Source organism: Bacteroides sp. D55t1_190419_B8, from assembly GCF_015558905.1.
GTDB lineage: Bacteria > Bacteroidota > Bacteroidia > Bacteroidales > Bacteroidaceae > Bacteroides > Bacteroides vicugnae.
This window is the reverse complement of record NZ_JADMOU010000003.1, coordinates 142,093-165,285: the sequence shown is the minus strand read 5'-3', so window position 1 is coordinate 165,285 and position 23,193 is coordinate 142,093. Positions and strand designations below refer to the sequence as shown.

Sequence of the window (23,193 nt, the reverse complement as noted above, 5' to 3'; positions counted from 1 at the left end):
AATAAGAATATGATATGAAGAATATATATATTTATTTAAGTTTATTGGCTGTCATCGTCTTGGGAACCGCTTGTAATAATGAGTGGGAAGATGAGCAGTATGAACAATACGTCTCTTTCAAAGCGCCTATCGCTTCCGGAGGCGATGGTGTTACTACTATCTACGTCAGATATAAGGAGGATGGGAAAGTGACTTATCAATTGCCTGTAGTTGTCAGCGGCTCTACAGTGAACGGACAGGACAGAGATATTCATATAGCGGTGGATAAGGATACACTGCACACGTTGAATATCGAGCGTTTCAGTCTTTATCGCCCGGAACTGTGGTATACGGAACTGGAGGAGGACAAATATGAATTCCCCGAAACGGTGCATATTCCTGCCGGTTCGTGTGTAGAACAGTTGAATATCGATTTCAATTTGCAAGGCATTGATATGTTGGAAAAGTGGGTTTTACCACTAACCATTGTAGATGATGAGTCTTACAATTATCAAAGTCATCCGCGCAAGAACTATGCGAAAGCTTTGTTGAATGTGGTTCCGTTTAATGATTATTCAGGTTCGTATGCGGCTTCGTCCATGAAAGTGTATACTTATATCAATGGTAAGCCCGATACCAATGCCAGAACGACCGATAAGCGCACCGCGTATGTGATAGACAACAATTCCGTATTCTTTTATGCCGGTCTGATTAATGAAGACATGGATAAGGATATCCGTAAGAAATACAAAATCAATGTGCGTTTTAGGGACGATGAAACATTGGATATGGAACCGGATGATCCCAATAACGAAATGCAGTTCAAATTGATAGGAACACCTATCTATAGCAAAACATCGATTATGGATGCTACACGCCCTTATTTGGAACGTCGTTATGTTCAAATCATGTTTGAATACGATTTTCAGGATTTCACCTATGGTGGAAGTGGTATAGAAGTCATTCCCATCAAATATAGAGTGGAAGGAAGCATGACGCTTCAGCGGAATATCAATACCCAGATTCCGGATGAAGATCAGCAGGTTGAATGGTAATCCTATTAATAAATAGAAATAGGGAAGATATAGGAAATTATATCTTCCCTATTTGCTTATAATAGATTATGACCGACAGCTTTCACCTCTGTTTACCTGTTTTTTTCCTTTATTGATTTGTATTTTTCCTTTTTTAAAAGAAAACTTCTCTACTTTTGTTCTGTAGGTCAGTCACACAAAAAACGACAAGAAGTACAGTTAATTAAATCAAAATAGTTATGAACATCAAGAAACATTTGCCTTGGCTCGGAGCTTTGCTACCCGTGGTCAATATGCAGGCAGAGACAAAACCCAATGTTGTCATTATCTATATAGATGATATGGGAATCGGAGATATCGGTTGTTATGGAGGTAAGTTTGTCCCCACTCCGAATATTGACAAGATAGCGCAGGACGGATTATTATTCAATCAATATTATTCCTCGGCACCGGTCAGCTCACCTTCCCGTTGCGGACTGACAACAGGGACATTTCCTATAACACAAGGAATCAACACCTTTTTAAATGGGAAAGCTGCTAATAAAAAATGTGAGCAACGCAACTTTCTAAACGATAAGGCTCCTTCTATGGCACGTGCTTTTCAGAGTGCAGGTTATGCTACCGGACATATCGGGAAATGGCACATGGGAGGCGGACGCGACGTGCGCAATGCCCCTTCTATTAGGAATTATGGTTTCGACGAATATATATCAACGTATGAAAGCCCTGACCCTGATCCGGCAATCACTGCTACCAACTGGATCTGGTCAGCTAAAGACAGTGTAAAACGTTGGAGACGTACCGAATACTTTGTAAATAAGAGTATTGACTTTGTCAAACGTCATAAAGACCAACCCTTCTTCCTGAATCTGTGGCCGGATGATATGCATACCCCTTGGGTACCGGAATTTAAGCAAAAAGAAAACAAAAGCTGGAATACGGAAGAAGCCTTCATTCCTGTTCTTGCTGAAATGGATAAACAGATCGGACGTTTTATCAAAGCACTGGAAGAGCTGGGATTATCAGAAAATACAATCGTGATTTTCACTAGTGACAACGGACCGGCTCCCAGCTTTCAATCCGCTCGTGCTGCTTATTTAAGAGGAACCAAGAACAGCCTTTATGAAGGTGGTATCCGTATGCCGTTCCTGATAAAATATCCCAAGAAGATAAAGGCCGGGCAAGTGAATAGCGAAAGCGTGTTGTGTGCAGTCGATTTATATCCGTCTTTGTGTGCAATAGCCGGGATTGCAACAGAAAAAGGCTATCAGGGAGACGGACAAAATTATGATAAAATTCTTTTAGGTAAGTCAAAAGCTAAACGTAAAACAGATTTGATGTGGGATTTCGGAAGAAATCAGTTCTTTAAGAAACCGGGAAACCCGAATGACAGAAGTCCTCATCTGGCTATACGCAGCGGTAACTGGAAGTTGCTGATAAATAGTGATGGAAGTGATGCGCAATTGTATGATATTGAAAAAGATAAGTTCGAGAAAAATGATGTAGCACAGTCGCATCCGGAAGTTGTAGCCAAGTTAAGTAAAAAAGTATGTAAATGGTTTGAAGAGAATAAAGATAAAGGAAAAGAGTAATACAGTGAAAAACAAATTATAAACCAACATTAAACTTATGAATTCTAAATTATTACTATTGCCGACTGCTTTGATGGTTGCCGGTAATTCTGTAGCGGAAGCGAAAGGGAAAAAGTCGGATAAACGCCCTAATATTCTGGTAATTCTTGCGGACGATCTCGGGTACTCCGATTTGGGATGCTATGGTAGTGAGATTCATACTCCTAATTTGGACAAACTGGCACAAGAAGGAGTACGATTTAATCATTTTTATAATGCAAGCCGTAGTTGTCCGACGCGTGCTTCCCTATTGACGGGACTTTACCAGCATCAGGCCGGAATCGGACGAATGACCTTTGATGCTCACTTACCGGGCTATCGTGGGACACTTTCACGTAATGCCGTTACCATTGCCGAAGTATTGAAGGAAGCAGGATATACCACCAGTATGGTTGGAAAATGGCATGTTGCAGAAACTCCTCTGCGCAAAGATCAACGCGAATGGCTGGCACACCGTGTTTTCCATGACACATTCTCTGATTTGTGTCATTATCCCGTAAATCGTGGGTTTGATTCTCATTATGGAGTTATTTATGGGGTAGTGGATTATTTTGATCCGTTTAGTCTGGTAGAAGGTGAGGTACCCATAAAAGAAGTACCCGACGGGTATTACATCACACAAGCTCTTTCAGACCGTGCTGTACAGGAAGTAGAAGAATACGCAAAAGATGACAAACCATTCTTCATGTATCTGGCTTATACAGCACCACACTGGCCGCTGCATGCATTGCCGGAAGATATTGAGAAATATAAGGATACCTATAAAGTAGGTTGGGAAGCTATCCGTAATGCCCGCTACGAACGTCAGAAGCAATTGGGCATTTTCCCGGGAATGGATAATTTCTTGTCCGAACGTCAGTTTCATGACAAATGGGAAGACAATCCGCACGCGGAATGGGATGCCCGTGCCATGGCTGTTCATGCTGCCATGATCGACCGTGTAGACCAAGGTATCGGGCAGGTTATTGAGGCTTTAAAAAAGACCGGGCAGCTTGATAATACATTGATTCTTTTCCTGTCTGATAATGGGTGCAGTAATGAAGATTGCCAGAATATGACTGGTGGGGAGAACGACCGTCCGGATATGACCCGTGATGGAAAGAAAATCATTTACCCACGTAATAAACAAGTATTGCCCGGACCACAAACTACATACGCTTCATTAGGAGCCCGCTGGTCTAATGTGGCTAATACTCCGTTCCGCTTCTGGAAAGCTAAATCTTATGAAGGAGGTATCTGTACTCCGATGATTGCCCACTGGCCGAAAGGTATCAAAAAGAACGTAGGTGGCATGACGTCTGAAATCGGCCATGTGATGGATATTATGGCTACTTGTATTGATCTGGCGGATGCAGAATATCCTACAACGTACAAAGGACATGATATTCTTCCTATGGAAGGAAAGAGTTTGCTTCCGATCTTTAAGACCGGACATCGTAAAGGACATGATTATTTAGGTTTCGAACACTTCAACGAACGTGCTTTCCTGTCTAATGATGGCTGGAAATTAGTTCGTCCGAAAAATAACTCTCAATGGGAATTGTACAACTTGAATGAAGATCGTAGTGAGCAACACGATCTGGCTGCTAAATATCCGGAAAAGGTGGCAGAGATGGCAAAGGCTTATGAAGCATGGGCGAAACGTTGTATGGTAGAACCTTATCCGGGACAGAAAAAGAAATAAGAATTATTTCATAGAAAATGGGTTTTATATAAAACAGATTAATAGAGGACTGAACAAATAATGGGGATGAAGGATTCCGGGTCAGGAATAACTTCATCCCCATTAATATATTCACATACCAACTTGACTAATCCGTAATAGAGATTATTGTTCTATTTTGCTAATAGTAGAATACCTCATGCTTCCTATTTGTCCATCTTTACCCAGTGTTTCCGCTTGAATAATCAACGGAGTGGAATATTGATTATTATAACATTCAATCACCGCTTTCCCATTTTCATCAGCTTGTACGGATGGATTCCAGTATAACGTCCGTCTTTTATCTACTTTGTCCATATACAGCTCCTTGGTCGGGTAGGCGGGAGAATAATATTCCAATGGACGGGTATATCCTTGGATAACAGTTTGCCGGGTACCTAGTACCGCACTTTGGTTTTTATTCAATACATCGCGTCTGGGCAGGGGAATCAGGTAGAAAACACTATATTTATCCAGTTTGCTTATATCGACTCCTGTACTATCGGTCACCTCGGACATCTTTGTATTTTGGATGATGTCGTCATCAATACCTCCGGTACCTTTGCTAATGATGATAGAAGCCAATCCGTCCACCTCGGTCAGCATCATTTGAGTTTCTGTTTCAGACAAAATGTGATTATCCATAATATAGCAGATCGGTTTCTGGCGATACGTATGCTTGTCATTGGTGCGATCCCAATAAAATTGCGGGCTCAACTTTTCCATTAATTCGGGAATGGTAGTGACAATCTTTCCATTATCGCGTAATACATCCACCGAACGGCGTACATCGTAATAAGCATCAATACTCTTCTCGCTGATCTTGGTAGCCATGTTACTTCCTTGCCGGCGTTTGCTTTTTATTTCCACCTCATCCAATACATAAAGTCCTTCTACCTTCCGGATAGAATCCATGTATAAAGAATCAAAACTCTCGGCTTTCTGTTGCCAGTAGGCCAGGTCTTTCCATTCCGGATGAAGCTCTTTGTAGCCGTAGGCCCGCGGAGCGGGGGAGAAATTACGGTCGATCAGGATAGAAGCATCCTTATTACGTTCTTTACCGACTTTCCGGGTTTGGATTACTGCCTCCGTCGTTCCTTCAAAATCTTCCACCGGAATGGTGAAACGACCGTTTTCATCGGTCACGGTTCCTCCGGTTATGAATTGATCGTCCTTCTTCACTATCACGCTAAGCGCAATATCTTTCAGCTTATTTTTGAGAATGGTTGATTTCACCTGCCCGTTCAGTGCCAATTGTGCTTCCGGCAATTGAAGCGGAGTGAAAGGAGCAGTAGAGATGGTCTGGCTCATGTCATATTTACGCCATCCGTGCACCATCAATAAAACATCCAGTTCGGTTTGCTTTCGCGGAGACGGGGATGCGAAGTAATAACCGGGTTGGTGGATATATCCTTTTAAATCGGAGGTTAACAGCAGATCGGTGAAAATATTGTTGTCATACTCCAGGTAATCCGACCGGACACCATCCCGGATGCTGACTGACAATTCTCCGGATACTGGTTCTCCCTTAGCATTCTTTACTTGCAATTCGCAACGAATGGGAGCGTAGGGAGCGTACACTTCTTTCAATCCTTCCGTCGATATTTGCAGGGGAGCACGCGGATTGGCAAAGACGAAACGTTCGCACAATGTATTACCTGCCCGGTTGATGAGGCTGACCTGCAGTACACCTGCCGGTAGTTTACGGGTGGGCAAAATAAACTCCTGCGGAGCATCTGCCCGGCAACTAATCAGCTGATGAATAGATGGACGCCCTTGATGACTGATAAATACAGCCAATGTGTCTTGAGGAGTGGCGGCATTGCAGGATACTCTCACCAAAAGGGCACCGGCATTACTGACAGTGCTTAAAACATACCCGTTGGGCAATGCCTGTGGAAGTGTGAATTCATATTTCTTTCCTTGAAAACTGACTTTAGCGATCGCGGGTTGAGCGGAAGGAGTATATTCAAAATGTCCCATTCCATCGTGCAAAGTTTCGAAAGAGGTGATCTCTGTTCCTTCTTTGGTATAGATCGTTCCCGATAATTCAATGTCCCCTCCATTTTTACTCTCCGCCTTGAAAGCGACTTGCGAAGTTACCCCCTCCACTAATTGTCCTCCTTCAGGGAAAAAACGCAAATTAAACTTCTCCTCCGTTTCAGACGGACGGTTCTTCATCGACGAACTTAGTTCGTAAGTCGTGATACTACGTTCCAATTTATCACTATTGGAAAGCTGATAAATAGGAAAAGTGCGCGAAAAATACTGTGGCTCATCGAAAGCAAGCATCCAGCGTGTATAGGCGCGTACCTCATAATAACCGGATAGCATTGAATGAGGAAGAATAAATTGCCCATTTCCTTCTCCCTGTGTCAGCTTGATAATTTGTTTATCTGCTATATGCCCTGTCTGGTCTACTAACTCCACATACAGAGGGCGGCTGATCAGACTGAAAGTCTGCTTTTCGGCAAGGGTGACATAAGCTTTGAACCAAATTGTGTCACCGACGTAATAACTCGTATTATCAAAATGTAAATACGCTTTCTCCCGTGGAAAGTTGTTGGCGAATGTTTGTGCCTGGTTCATATATTGTTGGAATATGACCTTGGCGGGAGGTACTTCTCCCCATGTTGCTATTAATGATAAGCAAAAAGAAAGCAGAAGAATAATTCGTTTGTTTCTCATTTCAATAGATTTTTAACTAAAGTACAAAGTTAGAGAAAATGGATCTAAAAATAGAAAACATATTGTTCAATAAAGGAAAAAAACTATTCATGATAGAAATAAAAGTACAGGAGCGTGTTGTATGCCTGTTTAGTATCACATATACCTGATTTTGTTCTTTATTGATTAGCATTTTTCCTTCCTTTTGCATAAACTTCTCTACTTTTGTTTTCCAGATAATTGATAATACTATGGTAAAGAAGAATTTCTTAATGACTGCCCCCTTACTGATGGCATCGTTTTGTTCGGCACAGGAAAAGCCGAACGTCGTACTGATTATGGTAGATGATATGGGTTATTCCGATATCGGCTGCTACGGTGGAGAAATACTGACCCCTAATATTGATGCGTTGGCATCCAAAGGAGTACGCTTCACCCAATTTTACAACACTTCACGTTCTTGCCCCGCCCGGGCCAGTTTAATGACAGGACTATATCAGCATCAGGCGGGCATCGGGCAAATGTCCGAAGATCCGTTTAAGCAAGAGAATCAAAAGAGTCCGAACGACTGGGGAGTGCCGGGATATAAAGGATTCCTGAACCGGAACTGTGTCACAATAGCCGAGGTCTTGAAAGAAGGAGGCTACCATACTTATATGGCTGGTAAATGGCATCTGGGAATGCATGGAGAAGAAAAATGGCCTTTACAACGGGGATTTGAACGTTTCTACGGTATCCTGGCAGGAGCTTGCAGCTATCTTCGACCATCAGGAGGACGCGGGTTGACGCTAGATAACACCAAACTTCCGACTCCGGAAGCGCCTTATTATACAACGGATGCATTTACTGATTATGCCATTCGCTTTGTTGATGAACAGAAAGACGATAAACCTTTCTTCCTTTATCTGGCTTTTAATGCTCCTCACTGGCCGTTGCAGGCGAAAGAGGAAGACATTCAGAAATTCACAAAGATCTATCGTGAAAAAGGATGGGATGAAATTCGTGAAGCAAGACGGAAACGGATGACTAAAATGGGAATTATTGACTCGAGCACAGAATTCGCCGAATGGGAAAACCGGAAATGGGATGAATTGACGGAGCAGGAGAAAGATAAAGTAGCCTATCGGATGGCTGTTTATGCAGCACAGGTGCATTGTGTAGATTATAATGTAGGAAAATTGCTGGATTACCTGAAGAAGAATCATAAACTGGACAATACGCTTGTCATGTTCCTGTCCGACAATGGTGCTTGTGCCGAACCTTATGCAGAATTAGGAGGCGGAAAAGTGTCAGAGATCAACGACCCGGCTTGTAGCGTATTCCCTTCTTATGGAAGGGCATGGGCACAGGTTTCCAATACTCCGTTCCGCAAATACAAATGCCGTTCTTATGAAGGAGGTATTTCTACCCCTCTCATCGTGTCGTGGAAAAACAATCTGAAGAATAAAAAAGGTGAATGGTGTCGTGTTCCCGGTTATCTGCCGGACATTATGCCGACTATTCTGGAAGCGACAGGAGCCGCTTACCCGGAAACTTATCACGGTGGAAACAAAATATATCCATTGGTAGGAAGCAGTCTTTTCCCTGCTATTCAAAAGAAAACAGACTCTTTGCACGAATATATGTACTGGGAACATCAAAACAACAGAGCGATCCGCTGGGGCAACTGGAAAGCGATCCGCGACGAAAAAGGAAAAGAATGGGAACTGTATGACGTGGTTAAAGACCGCACCGAACGTAACAATCTGGCAGAACAGCACCCTGAAGTATTGACGAAACTGGTTACCGAATGGGAGAAATGGGCGAATGCTAACTTTGTATTGCCTAAACATCCGAAGAAATAATTAGGAGGAACACAAAATGAATAAATTGCTATTGAGCGCATCCGTTGCATTGGGTGCTACCAGCCTGGCATATGCACAGCAAACGGAAAAACCGAACTTTGTGTTGTTTATAGCCGACGACTGTTCCCATTATGATCTGGGCTGTTATGGAAGTGTTGATTCGAAAACTCCGAATATCGACCGTTTCGCTACCCAGGGAGTACGTTTCACACAAGCCTATCAGGCTGTCCCGATGTCATCACCTACCCGCCATAATTTATATACAGGTTTATGGCCTGTACGTAGCGGGGCTTATCCCAATCATACTTGTGCCGATGAAGGAACATTGAGTGTCGTGCATCATCTGCAGCCATTGGGCTATAAAGTAGCATTGATCGGGAAATCGCATATCGCTCCGGAATCAGTATTTCCTTTCGACCTTTATGTACCTTCTTTGAAAGGAGGAGATTTGAATTTTGAAGCGATTCAGAAATTTGTTTCCGATTGCAAAGCAAAAGGAGACCCTTTTTGTCTGTTTGTTGCTTCCAATCAACCGCATACTCCCTGGAATAAAGGAGACGCTTCGCAGTTTAATGCAGATAAACTAACCTTACCCCCTATGTATGTGGATATTCCCCAAACACGCAAGCAGTTTACTCGTTATCTGGCAGAAATCAATTTTATGGATCAGGAGTTTGGCAACGTCCTTTCTATTCTGGATCAGGAAAAAATGACAGATAAATCTGTTGTCGTATATTTGAGCGAACAAGGCAACAGCCTGCCTTTTGCCAAATGGACTTGTTATGATGCGGGAGTACATTCTGCGTGTATCGTCCGCTGGCCGGGAGTGATTAAGCCGGCAAGCGTGAGTGATGCATTGGTGGAATACGTCGATATTGTTCCTACCTTTGTCGACATAGCAGGAGGAAAGCCGCAGGCGAAAATGGATGGAGAAAGCTTCAAACCGGTGTTGACAGGCAAAAAGAAGGAACATAAAAAATATTCTTTCTCCCTTCAGACCACGAGAGGTATCAATGCCGGATCGCCGTATTACGGAATCCGTTCGGTATACGACGGCCGGTACAGATATATTGTCAATCTCACTCCGGAAGCTACTTTTCAGAATGTTATGACGAGTTCTCCTTTATTCAAGGAGTGGAAAAGTCTGGCGGAAACGGATAGTCATGCGAAAGCTATGACGACCAGATACCAGCATCGCCCTGCTATCGAACTGTACGATGTGAAGAATGATCCGTATTGTATGAAAAACTTGGCGGAAGATGCGGGACAAGCCTCTACCATCAGCCGGCTGGATAAAGAATTGAAACGATGGATGAAGGATTGTGGAGACGAAGGACAAGCTACCGAGATGCGTGCCTTCGAACACATGCCGGGAAAGAAAAAATAAGCCGTCACATATCAAACGAATGAAACACAGAATGTTATTAATAAATCGTATATCATGAAAAAAGAATTTTTTGGTTTGCTTTGTGGATGTACTCTGCTTCCGGCATTTCTTCATGCACAGACAGAGCGTCCTAATATTGTGATTGTATTGGCCGACGATTTAGGTTGGGGAGATGTCGGATTTCATGGAAGTGAAATCAAGACTCCCTGTCTGGATGCTCTGGTTGGAGAAGGAGTGGAGCTCGAACGTTTCTATACCTCTCCTATCAGTACGCCTACCCGTGCGGGACTGATGACGGGACGTTACCCGAACCGCTTTGGTGTTCGTTCGGCTGTTATTCCGCCTTGGCGTGAAGACGGTCTGGACGAGAATGAAGAAACGATGGCCGATATGTTGGCACGCAACGGATATAAGAACAGAGCCATTATCGGTAAGTGGCATTTGGGACATACGAAGAAAGTGCATTATCCGATGAATAGGGGCTTTTCTCATTTCTACGGTCACCTGAACGGTGCAATAGATTATTTCGACCTTACGCGTGAGGGCGAATTGGATTGGCACAACGATTGGGAAACTTGTCATGACAAGGGATATTCTACCGAACTGATAACTAAAGAAGCTATCCGTTGCATCGATGCTTATGAGAAAGAAGGTCCGTTTATGTTGTATGTAGCTTATAATGCGCCTCACACTCCGCTGCAAGCACAGGAAAAAGATATTAAACTTTATTGTGATAACTTCGACAGTCTGACACCGAAGGAACAGAAAAAGGTGACTTATAGTGCAATGGTTTCCTGCATGGACAGAGGAATCGGAGCTATCGTAGATGCCCTGAAGAAGAAAGGAATAATGGACAACACTTTCTTTATCTTCTTTAGCGATAACGGTACTGCCGGCGTTCCGGGATCCTCATCAGGACCATTGCGTGGGCATAAATTCGACGAGTGGGATGGAGGCGTGCACGCTCCGGCTGTTCTCTATTGGAAGAAAGCAGAGAAACAGTATAAGAACTTGAGTTCGCAGGTGACAGGTTTTGTTGACCTTGTTCCCACATTGAAAGAACTGGTAGGAGATAACAGCCGTCCGAAACGTGAATATGATGGTATCAGCATACTCCCTGTATTGAATGGTAAGAAGAGCTGCATCGACCGCGATTTCTATCTGGGACACGGAGCCGTAGTCAATAAAGACTATAAACTGATCAGAAAAGGCATGAAACCGGGACTTGATTTGAAACAGGATTTTCTGGTTGATTATAAAACAGATCCTTATGAAAAGAAAAATGCCAGTGCAGGAAACGAGAAGATTGTGAAGGCCCTGTATCAGGTTGCCTTGAAATATGACACCATCACTCCTTGTATACCGGAGGTTCCATACGGTAAAGGCCGTGACGGATTCAAGGCTCCTAAAGAATGGAAAGTAGTACGTTGAATCTGTTAACCCTATGAATTGAAAATAATACAAGATGGAAAAATCAATGATTAGCATGTGCCTTTTAGGCGGATTGGCGATAGGGAATGGGTTTGCCCAAACTCCTTCGAAACCTAATATTCTATTAATCATAGCCGACGACTGCTCCTATTATGATATAGGCTGTTTCGGGGCTGTAAACAACAAGACACCTCATATAGACGCACTGGCGGAGCAGGGGATCAAATTCAACAATGCGTATAACTCCGTTTCGATGAGTACGCCTACCCGGCATTGTGTGTATACAGGTATGTATCCGATGCATCATGGTGGTTATGCAAACCATAGTGCGGTCAATGCTGATGTAAAGTCTCTTCCCATTTATCTAGGGAAACTTGGCTATCGGGTAGGATTAGCCGGGAAATGGCATATCAGGCCTTTGGCTAACTTCCCCTTCGAGAAAGTACCGGGATTTCCTGAAGGATGTACAAGTACAAACACTGACTATCATACCAAAGGCATCGAAAAGTTTATGGAGCGTGATGCTTCCCAACCTTTTTGTCTGGTATTGGCTTCTATCAACTCGCATGCTCCCTGGACGGGTGGCGACGCTTCCGTCTTCGACCGGAAGAAACTTCAATTGCCGCCACAATTTATTGATACGGAAGTAACGCGTGAATACTATGCCAGATATTTGGCTGAAGTCGGTTTGCTCGATCAGCAGGTGGGTGACGCTATGCAGATTCTGAAAGATAAGAATCTGCTGCAGAACACGCTTGTCATTTTCATCTCCGAACAAGGTACGCAATTTGCCGGAGCTAAATGGACGAATTGGAGTGCAGGGGTCAAGTCGGCGATGGTTGCTTCCTGGCCGGGTGTCATTAAACCGGGTGTGGAAACTTCTGCCATTGTTCAATATGAGGATCTTCTTCCTACGTTCATCGATGTTGCAGGCGGAGAAATTCCTGACGTGATAGACGGAAAGAGCTTGCTGGGTGTGTTTCAGGGGAAAACGAAGACACACCATAAATATGCTTATCATGTTCACAACAATGTTCCCGAAGGTCCGGCCTATCCGATTCGCTCCATTTCAGACGGACACTATCGCTTGATCTGGAATCTGACTCCGGAAGAAACATACGTGGAAAAACATATTGAAAAGGCAGAATGGTATCTCTCCTGGAAAGCACAGGAGTCGGATCAGGCACATAAAATATTGAACCGTTACAAGAATCGTCCTGAATTCGAGCTATATGATATCAAGAAAGATCCGTTCGAGATGAATAATCTGGCGGATATGAAGAAATATAGTAAGAAGAAAGCTGAACTGACGATGGAACTGCAGAAATGGATGAAGCAGCAAAATGATACCGGAGCTGATAAAGACCAGCCACGCACCCCTAAGAACAGGCAGAAGAAAGCAGCCAATGCATAGCATTCCAACAATGCTATCGTTATTTGCTCTCTGAAAGAGATTTTATTTTTTTATTTCTCATTTCTCATAAAATCTCGATAATAAGCTTGTAATTAAATGTATATAGTATGAGAGATGTTTTTAAAACAGGCATCTCTCATACTTTTTATAGATATTTTAACGGAAAAAGGGCTTTCTCTCATACGTTTTTCAATCATTTCTCATACACTTCTCATCGAAATTGCACGGATGATGGGTACTGTAAACGCCTACATTGAAAACAGATGAAGAGCATTTTCCGTTCAAACAACCTGATGTCCTCCTGTTTTCCATTCGTTCTTGCCTTGTTATTGATAAAGCATCTGCATCGTTCCACTAGAGTGGCACAAACTGTTTACTAGAGTGCACAGACCTGTTCACTGGAGTGAAAGAGGTCGTTCACTGGAGTGGAACGAAAGAGATGGCAGTAGGATAATACGGGCATGCCGCTTGGAAAACATGAAGGCATAGGCGATATCACCTATTAACTACGGTTCTAATACATTATATATATGAATAAACTAATCACAATCTCTTCTGCACTTTTTGCAGTAACTGCTGTAAAGGCGCAAACACCCAATATCGTGTTTATATTGGCTGACGATTTAGGTTACGGAGACATCTCCGCCTTCAATCCCGAATCTAAAATCCATACTCCTAACATCGACAAACTGGCCGGGCACGGAATTGCCTTTACGGATGCCCATGCTTCCTCTGCTTTATCCACTCCTTCCAGATATTCTCTCCTGACCGGAAGATATCCGTGGCGTACCAAACTGAAACGAGGCGGTCTTAATGGTGATTCACCTGCTATGATCGACCCTGAACGTCGCACCATCGCACAAATGTTTTCAGCCAACGGATACAATACCGCTTGTATCGGCAAATGGCATTTAGGCTGGGACTGGGGATATACGGACAACGGTAGAAGCATGAAAGATATCGATTTCTCGCTCCCGATCAAGAACGGACCTACCGACAGAGGATTTGACTATTACTTCGGCATCCCTGCATCACTGGATATTTCTCCCTATGTTTACGTGGAAAACAATAAGGCAACCTCTATCCCCGATCATGTGATAGAACCCCAGAAAAAGAACCTGGCTTTACTGATGCACGGAGGAATGGCAGGAGCTGACTTCAAACCGGAAGAATGTTTTCCCAACATCATCCGTCACAGCCTGAACTATATCAATGAGCAGAAAGGCAGTAAGAAACCGTTCTTCTTATATTTGCCTATTACTGCTCCCCACACACCTATATTGCCTTCGAAAGAATTTCAGGGTAAAACCAGCATCGGTCCCTATGGTGATTTTGTAGTCATGATAGACGACATGGTGCGCCAAATTGTAGAAACATTGAAGAAGAATAAACAACTGGATAACACCATCATCGTATTTGCTTCGGACAATGGCTGTGCTGCCTATATAGGCGTCAAAGATATGGAAAGACAGGGGCATTTCCCCAGTTATATCTACAAAGGCTATAAGAGTGATATTTATGAAGGCGGTCACAGAATACCGCTTATTGTCTCCTGGAAAGGTAAATACGGGAAAGAGACAAATAACTCTCTGGTTTCGTTGATTGACTTTTATGCTACCTTTGCCGAAATGCTTAACCACAATTTGGAGACGGAAGAAGCCGTCGACAGTTACAGTATGTGGCCGATATTGAGTAAGAAAGGCACTTCCACCCGCAAAGACTTGGTGCATGAGGCAGGAGAGGGGTATCTGTCTTTACGTACTTCCCAACTGAAACTGGTATTTTACGGAGGCTCCGGTGGGTGGACATATCCCGTTAAACCGGTTGATGTAGCTAAGTTCCCTCCGATGCAATTGTTTGATATCGTGAAAGACCCTTCGGAAAAAGAAAATATCATCGGTGATAAACGTTATGAGAATGAGGTGAAAGAGATGAAACGGACTATGAAGAAATATCTGGAAGAAGGACGCTCTACACCCGGTGAGAAAGTATCGAATGATACGGAGAATAGCTGGAATCAGGTAAAGATCTTCATGCAGGAAGAAGAGTAAGCCCATCGGGAAAAAATGAAAACATAAAAAACAGCCCCCTGAATATAGACCTTCAGAGGTGCTGTTTTTAAATTCAACAAGGAAAAGAGTATTATTCTAATTATTATTTATTCAGAGAGTTACAGATTTTCTGGTTGATTTCCCTGATTTTAGCTTCATCCATTTTGATTACTTTACGGTCGTAAGTGAGCAGACCGTTGATTTCACCTTCTACGTCTGTTGTCTGAGTATATACGGCAGCAGAGAATCCTTTCTGGATCAATTCCAACAGATGTCTGCCATATTTGATGTATTCGTTGGTTACTTCGTCCGATGTATTGAACTTCACATAACCCCAGTTTTTCTTGTCATTCACCCAAGTGTTTCCTTCTACTACAAGGCCGATACCTCCGTACTCACCCAATACGGTAGCACGTCTCGGATCGTAAAGGAACATGTTTGGTCCCGGATAGTGGTGAAGGTCGAGAATATCGCCACAAGTGTAGTGATTACCACCACTGGCAGGATTCACCAGTCGGCTAGGATCGTATTCTTTGGTCCACGCTACGATTTCCGGAGTTTTGAATTGGCCCCATGCTTCATTGAAAGGTACCCATACAGCGATACTCGGATAAGAGTACAGACAGTCGATGATTTCTTTCCACTCTTTGCGGTAGTTAGCTTCGGAAGCAGCAGAGCGAATCACTTCTGTACCGTTGAAATAGTTACGTGCTTGCCACTGTGGGCTGGGACCACCGTTCGGCATATCTTGCCATACGATCAATCCCAACTGGTCGCAATGAGTGTACCAGCGTGCAGGTTCTACCTTAACGTGTTTACGTACCATGTTGTAGCCGAAGTCTTTTGTTTTCTTCAAGTCGTAAACCAAAGCTTCGTCTGTCGGTGCAGTATATAAACCATCAGGCCACCATCCCTGGTCGAGCGGACCGAATTGGAAATAATCTTTGTTGTTCAACTGCAGGCGAGTGATACCATTCGGACCCTTGCGGATAGAATATTTACGCATAGCAGTATAGCTCTTTACCTGGTCGATTGCTTTTCCGTCTTTATACAGAGTCACTTCCATATTGTAAAGGAAGGGAGAGTCCGGAGACCACAGTTTAGCATTAGCAGGCATTGCCAGTTCAACGGGTACTCCGTTCAACGCTGCACCTTTGGCTACAAGGTTCTTGCCGTCGAATACTTTTACTTCCACTTTGTCAGCAGAAGTTGTGTTGGCAGCAACTTCTACCTTAACAGAGTTATTATCAATATTAGGAGTAGTTTTCAGATTAGCGATGTATTGTGCTGCCACCGGTTCCAACCACACTGTTTGCCAGATACCTGTAACCGGAGTGTACCAAATGCCATGAGGATTTGCTATTTGTTTTCCTCTGGGTTGTTCGCCACGATCTGAAGGGTCCCATACTTTTACTACCAGATCATTATTGCCTTTATTAAGTACGGAAGTGATATCGAAATAGAAAGGAGTAAATCCGCCTGTGTGTTCACCTACCTTTACGTCATTCACCCAAACTTCTGCTTTCCAGTCTACTGCTCCGAAGTGCAACAGGACTTGTTTGCCACGCCAGTTGGAAGGAACGTCGAAAGTGCGTTGGTACCACAGTTCCTCTTTCTCGTTTATCATTTTGCCTACACCTGATAAAGACGATTCTACAGCAAAAGGAACCAGAATGTCACCCTGGTAAGCTGCAGGTGCAGGAGTTCCCTTCTTTGTGATTGCATATTTCCAAAGCCCGTTCAGGTTTTTCCAGTCACTACGTTCCATGATAGGACGCGGATATTCCGGCAATACATTTTTAGGATCGAGCTGTTCTCCCCACGATGTCTTGATTTTGTCACCGGCAGGTTTCCATTGAGCAAAAGTCGAACTGCATAGAGCCAATGCAAGTAGCATTGTTAGAAAATTCTTTTTCATGTTCATGGTATACATTATAATTAGTTATTAGATATAAATTCCATAAGAAGGAACATTGCAAAGAAAGTGGAATTTAAAGAGAATAAAGGAAACTTGCCGTTCAAAAAACAGCAAAATCTCTTCTTTTTTGCCCCAAAAAGCCTTTTGGTGCCTGTTAAAGTCCCGACAAAGGGCAAAACAACAACCTTTATAGGGTGTTTCTAGAATTCTCGGCAAGTATTATTATTCTAAAAGAGCAGCAGCGCACCAAAGATAGGGAGCCTGTCCATGGAAGTCTCCTGTACGGCGCGGGCGATCATAATAATATTGTTTGTCGTTTTTCTTATTGGTTCCGATGCACACTTCTTTTACATCATTCTCATCATTGATATATCGAACTAAAGCTATCCAGGCTTTGCGGGCGACTGGCGCATATTCTTTTGCATCCAACCATCCATTCTTTACTCCTTTGATGAACGCGAAAGTGAACATGGCCGATCCGGATGTTTCGGTCCAGCAGTCTGGCTGATCGATCAGCTGATTCCACAAACCTTCCGGGTTACGATATCTTTTCAGACTTTCCATCATTGTCCGGAACCCTTGTAGAATACGAGGACGGTCTTTGTGCTTTTTGGGCAGACATTGAAGTAGCTCTGCCATACCTGCGGCTACCCATCCGTTCCCACGTCCCCAATAGTACGGCACATCCGGAGCATGATAGAAAAGACCATTCGGGCGTTGTAGTTCATCCAAATACATCACCATTTCTTTAGCTGTGCGATCAAGGTATTTTTTATCTTTAGTCACTTTATATGCTTGTGTCTGTACAATGGTTATCATGTACATATCATCAATCCATAGGCGAGTTTGCCATGTATAACCTTTATCAGCCCATCCCTTTTGCTTTATTGTTGCATTTTCCGGGATTTCCCATTGAGTGTCGGCATAAGGCATTCCTAATTCCTTATATCGTTTTTCCTTGGTGATCCGATAAAACTCTAAAGGCAAACTTCCGAACATATTTTGGTCAACATGAGTCATGGCAGGCAATATTCTATTATCGGTAGTGAATAGAGGCTCAAACTTTTCTTTCAGCATTTGCGTGAGTCTCTTATCCTTGGTGATTGTTGCAAACTTAAGAGCACCGTTCCAACTACATGTTTCCGGATAGCCAATCCATTTGTTTGCATGAAGGAGATGCTTGGATTTTACAAAACGAGATGCCAGACGCTTGCCTATCTCGTCGGGAGTGCTACCATCAGGAAAGTTTTTTAATGCACCGGTTTGGGCAACTAAGATTTGGATAGGTAGAAGACATAAAAGAAATAATGCTTTTTTGTACATAATAATTGATTTTATTCTATTAAATATTTTGCTTTTGGAGATTGAATCCCTTAATTAGAACGGTAACATTGTTATAGGAAAATCTGATCGTAAATCTGTTGCAGCACCTCTATTCTGGGCGTTATTCCCGGAGTAGCCTGGAGGCTGTGTCCGCACAACTTACTCCACTTCCGTAATGTCTCATTGTCTATTGCGTCCTGTAAATTCGCCTCCCATTCAGGTAGATACCCTCGTAATCCCATATATTGTACTAGAGGGAAATTTGCATCTTCCGGTTTTATATCACGGTAGTAAACCAGAGTTGCTTTTTGGCGGATTAGTAAATCTTGCAGCATGGTTGTATCTATATCACGTACAGATACTCTGCAATCTATTGCAAGCGAGGCTGTTATTCCTGCTGCCTGTCCTAATGCCATCCAGCAAGGTTCCATTCGTAGAGTAGAAAATCCTATGTGTGAACCGGATACGGGTACAGGAAGTAATAGATTGTCTATGTTCCGGGGAAGGATTACGCCCAATGGTACAGTGTATACGGCTGTGGGGTAACTGATAAAGCCATCCAAGTGCACTCTACCTGTTTCTCGTTTTCGGGCGGCATGTGAGTCAAGTGCATAATGACTTGCAGTAACACTATGGGGATGCAGAGGAGGACGTTTTCCTTGTTCAACCGGTAAAGCGTCTTTGGCGGTGAAAAAATAGACACCTTCAAAGCGCCTTCCTTCGCGCACATAAACCTGACGTGGAAAGTTTTCATTATCTTGATATTCGTCTTTAGCTAATCCCCACTTTGCTATATCTTTACGAAAATGTTCGGGAAGTGCCGGATCGTGTTGGGCAAACCAGAACAAGCCTAGTGTGTAGTCTTTCAAGCGTTTGGCGAATTTGTCCCGCCATTCCCAGGAAGAAGTGGGCCAAGGCCAGTTTTCTTCAGGCAAATCGGTGGAAAGGAAAGCGGCATGCTGATTATTACCATCCACTTTTTGATTGGGCAATTTCACCAGGCTACTTAACTTTTTAATACCCCAATTATCTCCCGGTAGTTTGGTGCGGTTTCCTTGTGCAATATGCCGGCGGTTTTCTTCCATCATTTCGTTTGTCACTTTCGACATAATTTTTTGCGTGTTTTTTCCGGTCCATACGTCTTCAATGAGTGAAATATATTCATCACGATTGTAAGACTCCGGTTTTGGGAAAGGAATCTGGTTTTCCGGGTTGTTTGTCAGGCAAAGACGATAATTGTATGCTTGTATTGCATTATCGGATTCTCCTGTACTGTCTTCTGACGGTTGGCTTTTCCAATATTCGTAAGTTCTCCCTGCACCGGGTTCTCCATACTCTTCCTTACTTTCTCTGCCGACACGGAAAGGTACACCGGCTGCAGCTCCCAAGTCTCCTTCATAGGTAGCATCTACAAAGATCTTGCCTTGGTACAGTTCTTTTCGTCCATTTTCACGATTTAGTACACTAATGTTTTCGATATGTCCGTTTTTGACGTTGATATTTTGATACGCTGTATCAAACTGACGCATAAGAAGAACGGTTATCTTATCTTTATGTTCGTTCAACATTTCCTGATAAATGAATGCCGCAACGGAGGGTTCGAAGTGGAATCCGTCACTACAATCTTCTACTTGCCGGGAGTTCTCTCCGTAATGTTTGATGTAGTATTGTTTCACTTTCTTCGTGAATTCGGCAAACAAACCGGTAGTAGCTTTCCGGGTGGCAATGTCTGTTGCTCCCAATCCGTTGGCAGGAAGACCGCCAAGATGGTTGGTGCGTTCCAGAATAACAGAGGTCTTGCCCTGTCTTGCAGCAGCAATTGCTGTCATTATACCACCAGGATTGCCTCCGACAATAACTAAGTCAAAACTATTCTGTGCGAATAGGTTCCAGCTTATTATTAATAAAAAGCCAAGAATGTAGATTCGTTTCACGTTGCTTATCTTTATTTCAGTTTATACTTTTGTGCATTTGTATTCCAGCCTTTCAGCGTCAATACTGCTCCATCTTTCAACTTCTCTTTTGCAGTCTCAATGGTTACCGTTTTCTTTTCACCCGGCATCAGAGAGAAGAAATTGTCTGTATAGAACGACGGACGTATCGGACTCATATTTGAGTTCAGGAATTGCAACTGGTTAAAGAAAGCAATCTGACCGGATGCATTTCTCAAAGTAATATCTACAAAGTAGTTAGTATTATCTTCTCTTACTTTATAGGTAAGTTTCACTTTTGCCTGCTTCAGTTTACTCAAATCCTCGAAACCTGAAGCTGCCGGACCGGTCAAAGTCTTACTACCTTCATATTTGTCATTAGAACGCCAATAGAAGTTAGAAGAAACATCTTTTCCTTTCTCATCTTTCAAAATCAGCTTGATAAAATGGACTTGAGATATACTTTCCGGAAAACGAATGGTCAATGCATCGTTCACCACTCCATCCGAAGGCAGATTCACAGTAGCTGATTCTTCGAATACTTTCCGACTGTTAATGTCATACACCTGTGCTGTCACCTTGTAGTTCTTAAATTCACGGTAATAATCATTCACTACAGATACCGTATTTTTCAGATAGTCAAACTGCGCATGCAATGGCTCTAATGAGTTAGCTGTATGATAAAGCGACGCTGTCGGTTCCAAAGACCAGTCCCACATGCGGGAAGCCACTTGAGGCATGGAGCAGTTATGATACCAGAACAGTAGTCCGGAACAGAACCGGTCACCGTAATCCAGTTTATTGTAGTTCCATACTTCCCAGATACTCTTCGAATTAATAGCACCCAACAATTGTCCTTTCTGTGCAAACTCATCGATGGAAGAGGATTTTCCGTAATTATTCACCAAGTCTGTATACATAGTGCTCATCAGATGGAAACCATTTCCATCCAGATAATCCCATACTTCCTTATTGATCGGCCAAAGGTCTTTTTCATCCATCATTTCCCGAAGGATTTCCACAGTCGGGAGAGTAGGCGCACCGTATTCCGGATTAAACCCGTCTACTCGACTTCCTCTAGGAGAGGCTGTATTTTCATAATGCTGCATCGGATTTACCTGTTTGTAAGGGCTGCCATCATGCACTCCTTCACATTCGGACTGCATCTGGAATCCACGTGTGCCATCCAGTTTATTCAGTAATTCAGGAGTACCTGTAACTTCTGTACTTTCATTGGAAGCAACGTAATAAGCCAAAGAAGGATGATTGCGAATACGTTTTACGGTAGATTCCACATTGCTCATATAGAGAGCTTTATCATGCGGATGACGAGTGTCACCTGTCATCCAGAATTCCTGCCATACCAACAGTCCTAATTCATCACACAACTGGAAGAAGTAATCGGATTCTGCGATACCACCTCCCCACATTCTCAAAAGGTTGACGCCCGACTGACGAGAATAACGTAATTCAGCATAAGTACGCTCATCCGAAGTTCTCAACATGGCTTCCGGTATCCAGTTAGTGCCACGGATAAACAATCGTTTACCATTCACATAAAAGACACGTGATTTGTCCGGAGTCTTTCTATCCGAAACAATTTCTCGAATACCAAATCTTGTTTTCACTGAATCACATTCTTTACCATCAACTGACACTGTCAGCTTCAGGTCATATAAGTTTTGTGGTCCTTTATTGACAGGCCACCAAAGTTTTGGAGAGTTGATGATAAGTTGCGGAAACTCTTCAGGAGTGAAGGTAGCTATTTTTTCTTCTCCGCGCATTAGTCGGAAAGTCTTTTCGAAAGTGATATTCTCACCCACAATTTCACCCTTTACCTTGCAACTGATTACCCGATTATTGGTTGATGGATTGATAATTTCAACTGATACAGTCTCACAAGCCTGGTCATAATCGGGCTTTCGCAATTCAGATTTAACAAAAGGATGGCGCAATGCTACTCTGCCTGTAGCATAAAGGGAAATATTCTTCCATATACCTGTATTACGGTCACGAATACCATCCATAAACGTGAAATCCCAGCCCACAGTCATCAGCATCGTAGTATTCAAACCAATGTTACCGTTTCCACCGTTATGAAATTCACCGGCTGCTCCCCAAGACTTTGGCTTTGTACTTCCGGGAACATCTACCGGGTAGACTTTTATGGCCAGTCCGTTGCTCTCTCCGACTTTCACGAAGTCTGTGACATCGATATAGTCCTGAATGAACATGCCGTTCATTGTACTCAACAAGTTACCATTCACCCAAATTTCCGCCCGATAGTTAATACCATCCAACTGTAACCAGACAGTCTTTCCCTTAAATGACTGCGGAACTGTAAAATCTGTACGGAACCAGTAGGTATAAAAATCACGTCCGGTTTTAGAAATATCCGGTATCAATTTTGATTCAATCTTATTATTGATTCCATAATAAGGCTCCGGATATTTTTTATTATACACCAAAGAATTCAACACTGTTCCGGGCACGATAGCCGGCATCCAATTTGCAGTTGCATAATTGGATAACGAGATCTTCTCGCCGGGGTCTGCTGCATCTCCTGCTTTGATCATTTTCCACTGATAGTCACCCTGATGACCAATCTCTGAATCGAGCCAAAGATGTTGAGTATCTCTGGCATTGTTTATTCTATTTTGTCCGGTTGCTATTGTTGTATAGATACATAATAGATAAATAGAAAATAGAACTTTAATAGAGCTGTGCATATTCATTATATTTTTCACGGTTTTAAATCTAAGTTATTCATTTTCTGTATTCATTAGAATGTAGGCAAATTTAAAGATTGTGGACCGGATAAGAATGGGGTATGTCTATCGTATAATGAAAATATAGGTTTGGTTGAATGGCATTGTTTTGA

The 23,193-nt window shown here is 42.9% G+C and carries 13 protein-coding genes; 8 read left to right on the top strand and 5 right to left on the bottom strand.

The genetic code is table 11. The annotated features are described in order from the left end of the window. Positions 1–14: 14 nt before the first annotated feature. The 3 genes from I2I13_RS04170 (at position 15) to I2I13_RS04160 (ending at position 4,328) form a co-directional block, all read left to right on the top strand. Positions 15–1,034 carry a DUF4973 domain-containing protein gene (locus I2I13_RS04170; RefSeq protein ID WP_148364125.1) on the top strand — a complete coding sequence of 340 codons (1,020 nt, stop codon included), beginning with the start codon at positions 15–17 and terminating at the stop codon, positions 1,032–1,034. Between the two features lie 218 nt (positions 1,035–1,252). Next, the gene (locus I2I13_RS04165) at positions 1,253–2,605 is read left to right on the top strand and encodes a sulfatase (protein WP_195648887.1); all 1,353 of its coding nucleotides are present in this window, start codon (positions 1,253–1,255) and stop codon (positions 2,603–2,605) included. A gap of 37 nt (positions 2,606–2,642) precedes the next feature. Beyond that, on the top strand, positions 2,643–4,328 hold the full coding sequence (locus I2I13_RS04160) for an arylsulfatase (RefSeq protein WP_148364123.1): 1,686 nt from the start codon (positions 2,643–2,645) through the stop codon (positions 4,326–4,328). A 144-nt stretch (positions 4,329–4,472) separates the two neighbouring features. Here the strand turns inward: I2I13_RS04160 and I2I13_RS04155 are convergent, their stop codons facing one another. Further along, positions 4,473–7,034, bottom strand: coding sequence for a hypothetical protein (locus tag I2I13_RS04155; RefSeq protein WP_195648886.1), 2,562 nt, complete (start codon positions 7,032–7,034; stop codon positions 4,473–4,475). A 230-nt stretch (positions 7,035–7,264) separates the two neighbouring features. Between I2I13_RS04155 and I2I13_RS04150 the strand changes: the two genes are divergently transcribed. From I2I13_RS04150 to I2I13_RS04130, 5 genes are all read left to right on the top strand, one after another. Continuing rightward, complete coding sequence (locus tag I2I13_RS04150) at positions 7,265–8,857, top strand: arylsulfatase (RefSeq protein WP_167511710.1); 1,593 nt, start codon at positions 7,265–7,267, stop codon at positions 8,855–8,857. Between the two features lie 16 nt (positions 8,858–8,873). Then, the gene (locus I2I13_RS04145) at positions 8,874–10,244 is read left to right on the top strand and encodes a sulfatase (RefSeq protein WP_195648885.1); all 1,371 of its coding nucleotides are present in this window, start codon (positions 8,874–8,876) and stop codon (positions 10,242–10,244) included. 54 nt (positions 10,245–10,298) lie between these two features. Then, positions 10,299–11,675 (top strand): arylsulfatase, encoded by a 1,377-nt coding sequence (locus tag I2I13_RS04140; RefSeq protein WP_195648884.1) that lies wholly within the window; start codon positions 10,299–10,301, stop codon positions 11,673–11,675. Between the two features lie 34 nt (positions 11,676–11,709). After that, complete coding sequence (locus I2I13_RS04135; RefSeq protein WP_195648883.1) at positions 11,710–13,089, top strand: sulfatase; 1,380 nt, start codon at positions 11,710–11,712, stop codon at positions 13,087–13,089. 530 nt (positions 13,090–13,619) lie between these two features. Further along, positions 13,620–15,140, top strand: coding sequence for an arylsulfatase (locus I2I13_RS04130; protein WP_195648882.1), 1,521 nt, complete (start codon positions 13,620–13,622; stop codon positions 15,138–15,140). 103 nt (positions 15,141–15,243) lie between these two features. On the opposite strand, the gene I2I13_RS04125 is transcribed toward I2I13_RS04130, so the two are convergent. From I2I13_RS04125 to I2I13_RS04110, 4 genes are all read right to left on the bottom strand, one after another. Further along, complete coding sequence (locus tag I2I13_RS04125; RefSeq protein ID WP_195648881.1) at positions 15,244–17,058, bottom strand: glycoside hydrolase family 2 protein; 1,815 nt, start codon at positions 17,056–17,058, stop codon at positions 15,244–15,246. Between the two features lie 222 nt (positions 17,059–17,280). Then, positions 17,281–18,381 (bottom strand): glycoside hydrolase family 105 protein, encoded by a 1,101-nt coding sequence (locus I2I13_RS04120; RefSeq protein WP_195648880.1) that lies wholly within the window; start codon positions 18,379–18,381, stop codon positions 17,281–17,283. Positions 18,382–18,452: 71 nt separating this feature from the next. Beyond that, positions 18,453–20,315: an FAD-dependent oxidoreductase gene (locus tag I2I13_RS04115; protein ID WP_195648879.1), complete on the bottom strand. Its 1,863-nt coding sequence runs from the start codon at positions 20,313–20,315 to the stop codon at positions 18,453–18,455. 11 nt (positions 20,316–20,326) lie between these two features. After that, positions 20,327–23,041, bottom strand: a complete 2,715-nt coding sequence (locus I2I13_RS04110) for a sugar-binding domain-containing protein (protein ID WP_195648878.1) — start codon at positions 23,039–23,041, stop codon at positions 20,327–20,329. Positions 23,042–23,193 lie beyond the last annotated feature (152 nt).

Bases quoted from the DNA above. Each gene is read 5' to 3' on its own strand.
- I2I13_RS04170 (WP_148364125.1), top strand. From the start codon at position 15: ATGAAGAATATATATATTTATTTAAGTTTATTGGCTGTCATCGTCTTG.
- I2I13_RS04165 (WP_195648887.1), top strand. From the start codon at position 1,253: ATGAACATCAAGAAACATTTGCCTTGGCTCGGAGCTTTGCTACCCGTG.
- I2I13_RS04160 (WP_148364123.1), top strand. From the start codon at position 2,643: ATGAATTCTAAATTATTACTATTGCCGACTGCTTTGATGGTTGCCGGT.
- I2I13_RS04155 (WP_195648886.1), bottom strand. From the start codon at position 7,034: ATGAGAAACAAACGAATTATTCTTCTGCTTTCTTTTTGCTTATCATTA.
- I2I13_RS04150 (WP_167511710.1), top strand. From the start codon at position 7,265: ATGGTAAAGAAGAATTTCTTAATGACTGCCCCCTTACTGATGGCATCG.
- I2I13_RS04145 (WP_195648885.1), top strand. From the start codon at position 8,874: ATGAATAAATTGCTATTGAGCGCATCCGTTGCATTGGGTGCTACCAGC.
- I2I13_RS04140 (WP_195648884.1), top strand. From the start codon at position 10,299: ATGAAAAAAGAATTTTTTGGTTTGCTTTGTGGATGTACTCTGCTTCCG.
- I2I13_RS04135 (WP_195648883.1), top strand. From the start codon at position 11,710: ATGGAAAAATCAATGATTAGCATGTGCCTTTTAGGCGGATTGGCGATA.
- I2I13_RS04130 (WP_195648882.1), top strand. From the start codon at position 13,620: ATGAATAAACTAATCACAATCTCTTCTGCACTTTTTGCAGTAACTGCT.
- I2I13_RS04125 (WP_195648881.1), bottom strand. From the start codon at position 17,058: ATGAAAAAGAATTTTCTAACAATGCTACTTGCATTGGCTCTATGCAGT.
- I2I13_RS04120 (WP_195648880.1), bottom strand. From the start codon at position 18,381: ATGTACAAAAAAGCATTATTTCTTTTATGTCTTCTACCTATCCAAATC.
- I2I13_RS04110 (WP_195648878.1), bottom strand. From the start codon at position 23,041: ATGCACAGCTCTATTAAAGTTCTATTTTCTATTTATCTATTATGTATC.